The following is a 13472-nucleotide window of genomic DNA, read 5'->3' as shown; positions in this document are numbered from 1 at the left end:
GCGACGCCTGGAACAAGCTCATCGCCCAACCCTGGCGCATCATGTCCATCGGACTGCGCCGATGGGCCCATGGGTGCTGATCAATGAGAATTGGTATTAGGGGGTCAGAATTGGACGCCGATCCCCCACCTCACGGGGTCAAAGTTGCACGCCGAAACACACCCACGGAACAAGAAAGCCTGTCCCGAGAACGGATCGCAGGCCAAATGGTCCTGCACGAGCGCGGCCAGTCCGTCGAAGCCCTTGCGCATGTCGGTGTGTCCGGTGGCCAGCCAGACGCGCGAGCCGGAGGAGACCGGGATCTTCGGCCCAGCAGATCAGTCCGAGCGAAAACGCCTCGTGTGGATTGAGCTTCGAGCGGCGTGCCCGCCCTTGCGGACGAGCGTCCACCGTCCCGGTCGTCGTGAGCGCGGCCATCCAGCGGATCGAGGTCGCGATGCTGACCCCAAACCGCGCCGCCGCCTGCCGGCGCGAGGTCGTTGCGGCGGCTTCGACCACTCGCTCGCGTAGGTCTTGGCTGCAGGGGCGATCCATGCTTCGCTCCTGATCCAGAACAATCAATGAATCAGCCCAACAGCACCGCGTGAACGCCACCCTATCGATTCAGTGCAGACTGAAAACGCTTAATCTGTCAGAGATTTACGAAGTAACCCGAGTTCCAGGCCTGGGTAGGCTACCCTCGCAATGTCATCGGCGAGCATTCGTGTCGGAAATCCACGGCCATAGCCCGCGTCAACACCGGTATTGGCCCAACCGCCCAGCGCCCGCCTACGATCCTCCGGCACTCCAGCTTCTCGAAGGCGATCCGCCCACGCATGGCGGAAGCAGTGAAAACTCTTACCGGGCCCTGTTGCACCACAGCTCTCAAGGAAGCGGGAAAACCACTTCTGGAAGGCGTCCGAATAGTAGCCTCGTGCGTCGCGGCCCAATTCGGGGAACAATCGCTCGTGATTTTTGCAGCGAGCCTGAGCCACGAAATCCAGGAAACCGAGGTTCACTATCTCAGGATGCAGTGGGACGATACGGGTTCCGGCTTGGCTCTTGACGCGTTGCCCTGCATTGGCGGACCTGACGAAGATCGCTGGTTGGCTATCGCGCTCCACGATATCTTCCGGTCTGAGTTGGCATGCCTCGTTCAGTCGGAGCCCATGAAACAGGCTAAGGAGGGGAACCCAGAACCGTGCCCGACGAGGTTTGGACGTGCCAGCCTTCGCATACCCGGTCTCGTCATCTCGGCAGCCTGTAAAAATCGGTGCAGCGAACATCGCCCTGAGCTGCTGAACCGAGAACGGCTCGCGTCTCGACCGAGTAGCCTCATCGATTGAGAGCCCGGAAGCTGGATTCTTATCGATCCACTCTTCACGAACAGCCCAATTGAACAGTGTCGCAACCTTCGTGAGGTGTGAGTTCACAGTTTGCGTGTTTAACGACGGCAGGCCCGTCCGCGCTGCTACTTCCGCCGCCTGCGATAGTGTCTTGCCGGGGAAGCGCTTTGTAGCGTTCGGTGGGAGTGCTCTGAACAGATCGCGAACGCCTTTTGCATTCTCGCGCGTGATGCGGGTGACTGCGGTGTCTGCCCCAACCACCTCGCGAAGGGCGAGGAAAACCATCGCATAATCGACGTCTGTCTTGCCGGTTCGACTGCCCCGTCCGGGATCGGCCTGGAACGCGTCGATCAGTTCATTCAGCGTCCGTTTGGCCGATGGTGATCTCCCAAACTCCAGGGAGCCAACCTCTTCGGCCTGTTCGAGATGGGGCTCGCCGGTGAGTCGCGTGACTTGGCTTCGGTTCAGCGAGATAAGCCCACGTCGCACGAAGCTGGCTAACTGCCGGTATTGCACCGTCTCGCGATCGACCTTCGGCCTCCGAACGCGCCGCTGAATTTTGCCCGGACCGTGCCGCACCGGAGGAACGCCGGCAGCAAGCAGGATTTGGTCGGTGGCACGGTGAACGTGCTCCTCGTAGTGGAGCGGATCGGGGCTCTGGAGAAGCAACCCTTCCGCTTTTGCAGCCTCCAGCACGATATCCCAGTCCTGGGTACGAAGGTGTTCCTGTTCCCTCGGCGAGCGTGCAACGTGTTGCACGGCGCTCGCGAACCAGCGCTGGGCGATCTCCTGCACGTGCTCCGGCATCAAGCGCTCTAGGCGACCCGTCGCTAAGATCACCCGTAGCGCATCGGCATCCTGCATCTGACGTCGAGCGGCTTCGAAGTCCCTTTCCGCCTGTGCCTGAGCCAGTCGAAAGCGAGCCTGCGCCACGCGATGCTCTTTGGTTCGCAGGCTTTTGGTGATGTGAGTTCGACCGAGTTCCTGGACCAACTCCAGGGGCACTCGCATGCGCAGATAGTACGTCCCACCGCGCGTCGTGAGGTTCGGATAATGGGCCACGGGTTCATCCGCCATGTGTCACAGTCCTGTGTCACAGTCGCGCTTAGGAACCCGTTTTCTATCAGTATCTTGTTCCAGCACAAGCACTTAGGGGTGCAGTGGTGGGGCACGCATCGCTGCCAAACCAGTCTCTGGCGCCGTTTCCCTGCTAACAGGGAAAACAACAGGGAAAACGGCGCGATGCAGCGCCCAATCGTGATTTTGGCAGCCAATACTGATGCTGAAGCAACGACTTAAGGGGTAATTCCCTGTGCGGCGGAACAGGGAATTGGTCCTGGCCAAACAGGCATGCGTTTGGTCAAAATAGATCATTCGTCTGTCCGGATCAGGGACCGCACGGGGTCAAACGCAGAAAGCCGGAGAGCCGCCGGGCTCTCCGGCTGCATCGGGTTCGAGGAAACCGAGGGGAGGAGTTCAGGTCCCTATCGGCTTCGAGACAACGTCGCCTGGGCTGACGAACCTGACCTCGATGCCAGGATGATACCTCAGTCGATCGTCGAGGGCTGTACGCCCCTCTTGCTGCGAATGGCCATCGGCCTCCGTCGCCGGCGCCAAAGCCTTGATGTTATCGAAGAGCAGCTTGGCGGCCTTCATGTCGCCTTGCAGCGCCTTCAACAGTAGCTGTTGGGCGAGCGCCTCGATCCGGGTCGTCCGGGTGGTGCGGCCATTCTTGGTGACCGCAATGGACTCACGCGCGGCCTGGGTGAGGACGTCCAGAAGATCGCGCCGGCCGAACGGCGCCGAGCCTTTGCGCGGTCGGCCGCGCGGGTTGCCGGATCGACCCTTCGGGAAGCGATGGTCGGCCGGCGGTTTGCCATAGCCGACCTCATAAGCGGTGGATCGCTTCGGTCCGACCATCGTGCCGCTCGAGCGTTCGGACATTACGCAGCCTCCGCGATCGAGGCAGGGTCCATACGGGTCGATCGGACCTCGTCCCAGGGCTCGTCGGTTCCCTCGAGGATGGCGTCGCGTCCCGTGAACGCCTGCCAACGCCGGATCGCGACATCGACATAGACGGGATCGAGTTCGAGCACCCTGGCTTCACGCCCCGTCTTCTCCGCTGCGAGCAACGTCGTGCCGCTGCCGGAGAACGGATCGAGCACGATCGCACCGCGACGGGTGACATCCTTGATCGCATCCACGACCAGGGCCACCGGCTTGACCGTGGGATGCAGCGCCAGATCGCCTGCGCCCTTGAAGGTGTTGACTCCGGAATAGCTCCATACGTTCGAGCGATTGCGTCCGTGCCGGCCGAGTTCGACATTGTTGGTATGGCTGGCCGTGCCGACCTTGTAGAGCGCGATCAACTCGTGCTGGGAGCGGTACAACGATCCCTGGCCTGGGTTGGTCTTGCTCCACACAATGAGGTTCTTCTGCTCGCTGTAGAGCCCACAGGTGGCGCCATGCAGTTCAGGCAGGTGGCGCCAATCCATGCACACGTAGTGGAGAGCGCCGTCACGTGAGACCGCGACCGCATGCCCGAGGCTCTCGCTCAGGAAGGCCGTGAAGGCTTGCGCCGTCATCTCACCCGAACCCATGACGAACTCGCCGTGCTGGATACGGCCACGGCCCATGACGTGACCGCTGATGGGTACGTTGTAGGGCGGATCGGTGAAGACCATGTCGGCTTCACGCCCGCCCATCAGACGCTCCACCTCGATGCGGTTGCAAGCGTTGCCACACAGGATGCGGTGCGGACCGAGCTGCCAGAGATCGCCGAGCTGCGAGACTGGTGCGTCCGGTTCATGCACCTCGTCCTCGCGCGAGGCGAGGCGCTCCTCCTCCAGATCAGCGGTCAGCAGGTCGAGTTCAGCGATCTCGAAGCCGGTGACGGATAGATCCAGGTCGATCTCGGGCAGATGGATGGCAAGTTCGCCGAGTTCGAGGGCAAGCGTGCTGCGATCCCAGCCTGCCAAGGTAGCGATCTTGTTGTCGGCGATCGCATAGGCACGCTTCTGCATCTCGCTGAGGTGATCGAGCCGGACGGTCGGGACTGTGGAGAGGGCGAGCTGCCTGGCGGCCAACAAGCGTCCGTGTCCGGCGAGCACGAATCCGGTCTCGTCGACGACGAGCGGCACGGTGAAGCCGAACGCTCTGATGCTATCGGCAATCTTGGTGATCTGCTTCTTGGAATGCGTACGGGCGTTGCTCGGGTTGGCCCTGAGGGCAGTCGGAGCCTGGTCGAGGATGGTCAACCCGGCCGTTGGGAAAGCAGGCGCATTCGTCGTCATGATGGGGATGTCCTTCAAGAGCGCGCACGACATCGAGCCCGCGTGCCGAAGGGCAGCAGGGTGAAGGTCGGCGCAGTGGTTTGGAGAAGGGCTGCTCAGGCCCAGCGACAGGAACGCCCCGGAGCGGATGCGTCGGGGTGCCGAAACAAGCAATCGCGCAGCGAGCCGTTCAGGCGCACCGTTCGAAAAAGATAACGATTGCTGGCAAGTCAGAGCGGGTCCCTGCGGACACACGACTTCTGACTTATTGAAAATGCACAGTTTGACCGTCGGGTGTCAAGATCATTCGTGCGGTGCCCGAGCAACGTTGCTCGCTCGCCACTCCGACCTTGTCCCCGGGCAAATACTGGTCGCGTTTCGTCCCGATCCACTGAGTCGTAACTTACAGTTGCCATCCGAACCCGTAAGTTGCAGACGCTCACCCGCAGCCGCCCCATGCTAGCTGGTCGACGAGTCCACCGAGACTCTATAACCATGTCCAACAGCATCGCTCAGCCGCGACCGAAACCTAATACCAACCGGCATTAATCATAACCGATAGGCCCACTGGCGCAGTCCGATGGACAGGAATCGCTTACGTCTTTGGCATTACCGGCACGAAGGCGCTCGCCGCCAAGGTCGAGCCGACCGCTAATCATATCTGGGTGGTGCGGGCCCTATGCGACAAGGAGGCGGTGCGTGGTTTTGCAGAGACCACCTACGCTGCCAAGTCCTGGCGGCAGCAGCGCTGCGTCGCCGCCCGCATTGAGGCCACACGGCTCGGCCTCGACATCCGCTACATGGTCACAAACATCGCCACTGGCACGCCGAAATGGCTCTACGCCCAACTGTACTGCACCCGCGGTCAGGCCAAAAACCTGATCAAGCTGCACAAAGGCCAGCTCGCTTTTGACCGCACGTCCTTCCGGCACCCGGCCGCCAATCAGATGCGGCTCGTCCTCCACACCGCGGCCTACTCGCTGATGCTCGCCCTACAAGACGCCACCCCGACCACGCATCGCCTTGCCAAAGCCGAGTTCACGACGATCCGGCTGCGGCTGCTCAATATGCGTCAGAGCAGACACACGATCCCGCTCGACGTCAGCACAAAGCACGGCGTCAGCCGAACCACAGTGAATAAGATGGATTAATTCGTCTTCTTAAGCAGCATCTTGGCACTGTGTATCTAACATATATATCTATCTCGAATGCCATATCAAATGTTCGGCCTCATCGCGTATTATTCATGCTGGAAGTGAGGCTGAGGACGGTAGTTTCAGTGTTGCTCCGAGGCATCGGTTACCAAAGATTTACGAGGGGGAGCGATCGATCCTCAAAATGAAATTGTCTGTTTCCTCGCGACATGGTTTAAGTCGGGGATCTGGCGTCCATCGCACAATGATGAATGTTCGGCAAAATTGTTTGATCTCAAGTTTATCGTCATGCCGCGTTTTGATGCAAGCTTAGTCCTTTGTTGGATTTTTGATTTGCATATATTTTAAAAAGCGGAATCAGCCGATAAATTTGATCTGATTAAGAAGGTTGTGTGGATGACGACGTTTAAATTCAGCGACGTGGTTGGCAAAACCATCGCTTTTAATCCAGATGCGCCGTCATCTGACGTTCTATTGTTCGAGTCCGGAAACGCAAATTCATTGCGCATCGAGCAGGACGGGGCTGATGTTCTCGTATTTATTTATGGCCAATTGGTCCGCTTTGCGAACCTGAATTTTGCTGCTTTGATCAGCGCGAGTTTTAGTTTCTCAAATGGTGACCTTGTAAAGTTAGATTCATCCGGAGGCGACATATTATCGACTAACACAGGTAGCGATTACGTCAACATTACAAAAGGTGGAAGCGATACAGTTACTGCTGGTAGTGGGAACGACCTCATTGTTGTAGGGTCAGCCCTTGACGTAGCGGACAGAATAGACGCTGGCGTAGGTACGGCCGATGAACTGCGACTTTCCGGGAGCTATGCTAGCACCATTTCACTGACGGCCACGACGATCACCGGGGTCGAGACCATCCGGGCAGGGGTGAACAGTCAGATCCGTTTGCAGCTAGCTGACAATACCGTCGCCAGCACGACCCCAGATGCTGTCTCCCACCGCCTGACCTATGACGGCTCTATGCAGACGCAGGCGGATCTCACCTTTCTCGACGGCTCGAACGTCACGAGCGGAACGCTGTTTGTTAACACAGGCGCTGGCAACGATACCCTGATTGGAGGCTCTGGAGGCGATGTGCTAAATGCCGGTGACGGCAATGACTCCGTGTCAGGTGGTGGCGGGAACGACACGATCACAGGTGGTCTCGGTCAGGAGACACTGACGGGCGGAGCCGGCAACGATGTCTATACGTTCGGGTTTGGCATTCCACGTAGCGAAAGCGCGCCGAATCTGGCCGACACGATCACGGACTTCGAGGGACGTGGCACTGCCGGCGGCGATCTTATCAGCTTGCCTGGCTTCAATAATTATCTGCCCCTCGCGTTCAACATCAATCCGATTGCCTTCAGTTTCGTTGGGTTCGGCACCTCGGGGTCGCAACCGGGCGCAAACGCCGGCGACGGGTTCGTCGATGTGTTTTGGCGCTACAATGCGGCACTGAACCAGAACGAGATCTGGGTCGACGCGAACGACGACGGCCAATTCAGTGAAGTCGATATGCTGATTTTCCTGCCGAGGACGGCAGACGGCTCGACCACGATCGAGTTTAACGACTTCGTCAACAACTTTCCTGTCATCCGTCTCACTGAAACGGACGATGCTTTCGTCGCTTCGGATGCTGCTGAAACGATTTACGCTCTCGGGGGCGCAGACAGCGTCTTGGGAGCGGGAGGTAGCGACATCATCTATGGTGGGCTCGGCAAYGATCAGCTTCAAGGTGGGGACGGCGGCGATCTGCTCAGAGGCGGCGATGACGGAGATAACCTCGATGGCGGCCTCGGGGCCGACACGCTCTACGGCGGCATCGGGARCGATAGCCTCAACGCCGGCTACCAGGATGTCGCCGGTACGGTGAACCTGCTCTACGGCGAGGCCGGCAACGATTACCTTAACGGTGGGGCTGGCAACGATCAGCTCTTTGGCGGCGCCGACGACGATACTCTGTCCGATGGTGCCGGCACCGACCGGCTCGACGGCGGGGATGGCGCCGACACGCTCAATGGCGGCGAGGGCGACGATACCCTCCTGGGTGGGGCCGGCACTGACAGGCTCACGGGCGGCGTTGGCAAGGACGTGCTCACGGGTGGGACCGAAGCTGACGTTTTTGCCTTCGGCTATTACTACGCTGGCTACAATGACGGCTCGTTTGCTGCGTCCGACCAGGTCACCGACTTCAGCCGCATCCAGGGCGACAAGATCGACATCGGCCAGAACTACTTTGCGGGTGACTACTACCGCACCACGCCGTTAGTGTTCCGTGGCGATCTCCTGGCGGTGAACCCGGGCTTTACCTATACCGAAGGCGCCTCTTTGCCGGGCCAGGACCTTGGCACCGGCTTCGATCAGGTCTGGTCGGTACGGGTCGGCAGTGGCGCCAGCGCCAAGACGGTGCTGATCGCTGACCTCAACCGCAACAACCTCCTCGACGGCAGCGACTTCGTGGTCGAACTGACCGGCGCTTCTGCCCCTACCCTGCTGACGCAGTCGGACTAGCCTGACCGGTACGGCGGCGGCCGATCAGATCTACGGCGTGGCCGGGGCCGACACGATCACCGGGCTCGACGGCTACGACCGCATCTACGGCGGCACYGGCAACGACAGCATCGACGGTGGGCTCGACGSAGATACCATCTACGGTGAGGACGGCAACGATACCCTCCTGGGCGGCGATGGTCGGGACATCATCGACGGTGGGATCGGGGGTGACACTCTCTACGGCGGTAACGATGCCGACAGCCTCAACGCCGGCTACAACGATGTCGCCGGCACGGCGAATCTGCTCTACGGCGAGTTCGGCAACGATTACCTCAACGGTGGAGCTGGCAATGACGAGCTCTACGGAGGCGCGGACGACGATGGATTGTACGGTGCTGCCGGTACCGATCGGCTCGATGGCGGGGATGGCGCCGACACACTCTCCGGCGGCGAGGGTAACGACACCCTGCTGGGCGGAGCCGGCATCGACCGGCTGACAGGCGATGTGGGTAAGGACACGCTCACGGGTGGCACTGAAGCAGACGTGTTCACCTTCAGCGCGAACTACACCAATTACTCGATCTCTTCGTTCGCCACTCCTGACCAGATCACCGACTTCAGCCGTGCCCAGGGCGACAAGATCGACATCGGCCAGAACTACTTTGCCGGTCTTGGCCCTTACGATCCCTTGGTCTTCAAGGGCGATCTCCTGGCAGTGAGCCCTGGCTTTACCTATACCGATGGCGCCTCCCTGCCGGGCCAGGACCTTGGCACCGACTTCATTCAGGTCTGGTCGGTACGCCTCGGCACTGGGCCCTCGGCCAAGACGGTGATGATCGCTGATCTCAACCAGAACAATATGCTCGACGGCAGCGACTTCGTGGTCGAACTGACCGGCGCTTCTGCCCCTACCCTGCTGACGCAGTCGGACTTCGTGGCCAACACATTCCAGGTGATTGTCGGGGGCGCGGGCAACGACACCCTAACTGGCACGGCCGTGGCCGACCAGATCTACGGCGTGGCCGGGGCCGACACGATCACTGGGCTCGACGGCTACGATCAGATCTATGGGGGTGAAGGCGACGATAACATCGATGGCGGCGTAGCCACAGATAATCTGTATGGCGACAACGGTGACGACCTCATCCGAGGCGGCGATGGTGGAGATTACATCGACGGTGGGTTCGGGGCCGATACTCTCTATGGCGGCAACGACGCAGATTCCCTATCTGCTGGCTACCAGGACCTTGCCGGCACAGTGAACCAACTCTACGGCGAATTCGGTAACGACAACCTCAACGGTGGGGCTGGCGATGACGAGCTCTACGGAGGTGGCGACGTCGATTACCTGAACGGTGCTGCCGGCGATGATATCCTCGACGGTGGCACCGGCGCCGACGTGATGAATGGTGGGACCGGTAACGACCTGTACATTGTCGATAATATTAACGACCGTGTCGACGAGTATGCCAACAGTGGCGAAGATAGCATATTTACTTCTATCGATTGGGTTTTGAGTGTCGGACAGGAGATCGAAAACCTGCACGCGAATGCCGGAAGTAATGGGCTGAGATTGACCGGTAACGAGCTTGAAAACAGTTTTTCTAGCGGCGCTGGCAACGATACTCTCATCGGCGGGGCAGGCAACGACCACTATTATGTCAACAGTGTTGATGACCAGATCGTCGAGCAGGACGGCGGGGGTTTCGATTTCGTCTACACGCGACAGAATTGGCAGCTCGCCGAAGGCTCGTTCGTAGAAGGCTTGGTGGCTGATTTTGGAAGCGCGCCGCTCATCCTTATCGGCAACAGTGCCGCCAATACTCTTGTCAGCGACGGCAATGGGGACCGGCTTGAAGGCAGAGGCGGCGACGACAGCTATCTGGTTTATGCAGCCAGTGATCAGGTGATCGAGGCTGCAAATAACGGAACTGATTTAGTCCGTACTAGTGTAAACTATATCTTAGCTACCGGTCAGGAGATTGAGCAGCTCGAGACAATTGATGAGGTTTCCACTGTCGCGATCAATATTACCGGGAATGAGTTTGCAAATATTGTGATTGGCAACGCAGGAAGTAATGTCCTCAACGGGCTCGGTGGTGCTGATACGATGTCCGGCGGGGTGGGGTCCGACACTTACTACGTCGACAACATTGGCGACCGCGCTATTGAGGCTTCCGGTGTTGCCGGCACCGATCTCGTCTACGCCTCCGTTTCCTACGGGCTTGGCGACGCAGATCTGGAGAACTTGATCCTGACCGGCACCGGTAATCTCACTGGGACCGGCAACTCGCTCGCCAACGTGATCACCGGCAACGCCGGCGCCAACATCATCAATGGGCTCGGTGGTGCCGATACGATGTCCGGCGGGGCGGGCTCGGATACCTACTACGTCGATAACGGCGGTGACAAAGTCGTCGAAGCCACCGGTGCCGCCGGCACCGATCTCGTCTATGCCTCGGTGTCCTACTCGCTCGGCGGCGCGGATCTGGAGAACCTGATCCTCACCGGCACCGGCAACCTCAATGGCAACGGCAACGGCCTCGCCAACATCATCACCGGTAACGCCGTTTCCAACGTCCTCAACGGGCTTGTCGGTGCCGATACAATGTCGGGCGGGGGGGGCTCGGACACCTACTACGTTGACGATATCGGCGACAAAGTCGTCGAGGCGACCGGCGCTATCGGCACCGACCTCGTCTACGCCTCGGTCTCGTACGGGCTTAGCGGCGCGGATCTGGAGAACCTGATCCTCACCGGCACCGGCAACCTCAATGGGACCGGCAACGGCCTTGCCAACATCATCACCGGCAATGCCGGCGCCAACGTCCTTAACGGGCTTGTCGGTGCCGATACAATGTCCGGCGGGGCGGGCTCGGACACCTACTACGTCGACGACGTCGGCGACAAAGTCATCGAGGCCACCGGTGCTGTCGGCATCGACCTCGTCTACGCCTCGGTGTCGTACGGGCTTGGCGGCGCGGATCTGGAGAACCTGATCCTCACCGGCACCGGCAACCTCAATGGCACCGGCAACGGCCTCGCCAACGTGATCACCGGCAATGCCGGCGCCAACGTCCTCAACGGGCTCGTTGGTGCCGATACGATGTCCGGTGGGGCGGGCTCGGACACCTACTATGTCGACAACATCAACGACAAAGTCGTCGAGGCCACTGGCGCTGTCGGCATCGACCTCGTCTATGCATCGGTATCGTACGGGCTTAGCGGCGCGGATCTGGAGAACCTGATCCTGACCGGGACCGGCAACCTCAATGGAACCGGGAACGGCCTCGCCAACGTGATCACCGGCAATGCCGGCGCCAACGTCCTCAACGGGCTCCTCGGTGCCGACACCATGTCCGGTGGGGCCGGGTCGGACACCTACTACGTCGACAACGTCGGCGACAAAGTCATCGAGGCCACCGGCGCTGTCGGCACCGATCTCGTCTACGCCTCGGTATCGTACGGGCTTAGCGGCGCGGATCTGGAGAACCTGATCCTCACCGGCACCGGCAACCTCAATGGAACCGGGAACGGCCTCGCCAACGTGATTACCGGCAATGCCGGCGCCAACGTCCTCAACGGGCTCGTCGGGGCCGATACGATGTCCGGCGGCGCGGGCTCGGACACCTACTACGTCGATAACGTCGGCGACCGCGCCATCGAGGCCACCGGGGCGGGCACCGATCTCGTCTACGCCTCGGTGTCGTACTCGCTCGCCGGTTCAGACTTGGAGAACCTGATCCTCGCCGGCACCGGCAACCTCAATGGGACCGGCAACGGCCTCGCCAACGTCATCACCGGCAACGACGGTGCAAACATCCTGACAGGTGGTGCCGGGGCGGACACCTTCGTGTTCAGGACGGCGCTGGGGTCGGGCAACTTCGACCGGATCGCGGACTTCTCAGTGGTGGACGACACGGTGCAACTCGTGCGCAGCGTCTTCACGGCGTTGGGAGCCGGTCCGCTGGCCGAGGCGGCGTACAAGGACTTGTCTACGGGATCGGCCGATGCCAGCGACCGCATCCTCTACGACAAGGCAACGGGGGCGCTGTCCTACGACGCCGATGGAAGCGGATCGGCCTCAGCTGCGGTGCAGTTCGCCACCATCGACACCAAGGCCGCCCTCACCCACCTCGACTTCTTCATCGTGTGAGCCATGCCACATCGCAGTCGGGTTGATCCGAGCCAACCCGGCTGCGGGGCAGTAGAGCTCAAATCGACCAAGGCATAACGGTCGTTTGCATAGGCCACGCTCTCCGTTGGTGTATGAACAAGATTTGAAGCGTCACCCCTCCGGCTATCGGGCTTATAACAATTGTCCGTCGTCAGATGATTTGGGACATTCAGCGGCGTTCAGGAGCGGAGGCTCTGGTCCATCTGGGGTGAGAGGTTAGGCAGCCTGCGCGTGGTGGCGCAAGCGGCGATCCATGAGGGTCTGGCGCTTGATGCGTTCCCGCTCGGCCAGGATCCCTTCGCCGCGTCCGAAGTAGACGTCAGCGGGCGTGAGGTTGCTCAGGCTCTCATGGGCTCGGGCATGGTTGTAGTGTTCGACGAAGTTGGCAACCTGCGTCTCCAGCTCGCCGGGCAAGTGGGCGTGTTCGAGCAGGATGCGGTTCTTGAGCGTCTGATGCCAACGCTCGATCTTGCCCTGCGTTTGAGGATGGCATGGCGCACCGCGGATGTGGGTCATGCCCCGAATGCCGAGCCAGTCAGCCAGGTCGCTGGCGACGTAGCTTGGACCGTTGTCGCTCAGCAGGCGGGGACGATGCATCACCCGCGTCTGATCGAGCCCAGCCGCACCCAGCGCCAGGTCGAGCGTGGCGGTGACGTCGCTGGCCTGCATCGTCGTGCACAGCTTCCACGCCACGATATAGCGCGAGAAGTCGTCCGGCACCGTCGGCAGGTAGTACCAGCCCCAGCCAACGACCTTCAGGTAGGTGAAGTCCGTCTGCCAAAGCTGGTTGGGCGCGGTGGTCTTATCGCGGAACTCGTCGGCGGCCTTGATGACTATATAGGCCGGGCTGGTGATCAGGTCCTGAGACTTGAGCAACCGGTAGACGGTCGCTTCCGAGACGAAGTAGCGACGCTCATCTGTGAAGCGCACCGCCAGCTCACGCGGGCTGATACCAAGCCTCGCTGAGCAGGACTCACGCGGGGTAGCGTCAGCATCTCGGTCGTGATTCCTTCCTTGGGTTTGGAGCCTGAGGAGGATGCGATGGCTGCTC

The 13472-nt window shown here is 60.5% G+C and carries 7 protein-coding genes and 2 pseudogenes; 3 read left to right on the top strand and 6 right to left on the bottom strand.

Annotated elements, in window-relative coordinates; translation table 11 throughout:
* Positions 1-104 precede the first annotated feature (104 nt).
* From tnpB to ASG40_RS11060, 5 genes and pseudogenes are all read right to left on the bottom strand, one after another.
* Positions 105-251, bottom strand: a complete 147-nt coding sequence (tnpB, locus tag ASG40_RS20595) for an IS66 family insertion sequence element accessory protein TnpB (RefSeq protein WP_082524022.1) — start codon at positions 249-251, stop codon at positions 105-107.
* A gap of 10 nt (positions 252-261) precedes the next feature.
* Positions 262-534 (bottom strand): annotated as a pseudogene (locus tag ASG40_RS21770) (IS630 family transposase); the annotation flags it as partial.
* An 89-nt stretch (positions 535-623) separates the two neighbouring features.
* Positions 624-2402 carry a site-specific integrase gene (locus ASG40_RS20585; RefSeq protein WP_082524021.1) on the bottom strand — a complete coding sequence of 593 codons (1779 nt, stop codon included), beginning with the start codon at positions 2400-2402 and terminating at the stop codon, positions 624-626.
* A 399-nt stretch (positions 2403-2801) separates the two neighbouring features.
* Complete coding sequence (locus tag ASG40_RS11065; RefSeq protein WP_055885263.1) at positions 2802-3269, bottom strand: DUF5681 domain-containing protein; 468 nt, start codon at positions 3267-3269, stop codon at positions 2802-2804.
* Positions 3269-4618, bottom strand: a complete 1350-nt coding sequence (locus ASG40_RS11060) for a site-specific DNA-methyltransferase (RefSeq protein WP_055885269.1) — start codon at positions 4616-4618, stop codon at positions 3269-3271. Before ASG40_RS11060 ends, ASG40_RS11065 begins: the two co-directional genes overlap by 1 nt.
* A 566-nt stretch (positions 4619-5184) precedes the next feature.
* On the opposite strand from ASG40_RS11060, the pseudogene ASG40_RS11055 reads away from it, so the two are divergent.
* The 3 genes and pseudogenes from ASG40_RS11055 to ASG40_RS11045 form a co-directional block, all read left to right on the top strand.
* Positions 5185-5667, top strand: a pseudogene (locus tag ASG40_RS11055) (transposase); the annotation flags it as partial.
* A gap of 480 nt (positions 5668-6147) precedes the next feature.
* A complete protein-coding gene (locus tag ASG40_RS20580; protein ID WP_082524019.1) occupies positions 6148-8262 on the top strand; it encodes a calcium-binding protein in 2115 nt (704 codons plus the stop codon).
* Between the two features lie 37 nt (positions 8263-8299).
* Complete coding sequence (locus ASG40_RS11045) at positions 8300-12400, top strand: beta strand repeat-containing protein (RefSeq protein WP_055885257.1); 4101 nt, start codon at positions 8300-8302, stop codon at positions 12398-12400.
* Positions 12401-12637: 237 nt separating this feature from the next.
* Here the strand turns inward: ASG40_RS11045 and ASG40_RS11040 are convergent.
* Positions 12638-13472 (bottom strand): DDE-type integrase/transposase/recombinase (locus ASG40_RS11040; RefSeq protein WP_244480599.1); only part of this gene is annotated, 835 nt, incomplete at its 5' end.

Source organism: Methylobacterium sp. Leaf399 (genome assembly GCF_001424525.1).
In the GTDB taxonomy this organism is placed as follows: Bacteria; Pseudomonadota; Alphaproteobacteria; order Rhizobiales; family Beijerinckiaceae; genus Methylobacterium.
The sequence above is the reverse complement of the archived record's forward strand: the minus strand, read 5'-3'. Positions and strand labels throughout refer to the sequence as shown.

Bases quoted from the DNA above. Each gene is read 5' to 3' on its own strand.
- tnpB (WP_082524022.1), bottom strand. From the start codon at position 251: ATGCGCAAGGGCTTCGACGGACTGGCCGCGCTCGTGCAGGACCATTTG.
- ASG40_RS20585 (WP_082524021.1), bottom strand. From the start codon at position 2,402: ATGGCGGATGAACCCGTGGCCCATTATCCGAACCTCACGACGCGCGGT.
- ASG40_RS11065 (WP_055885263.1), bottom strand. From the start codon at position 3,269: ATGTCCGAACGCTCGAGCGGCACGATGGTCGGACCGAAGCGATCCACC.
- ASG40_RS11060 (WP_055885269.1), bottom strand. From the start codon at position 4,618: ATGACGACGAATGCGCCTGCTTTCCCAACGGCCGGGTTGACCATCCTC.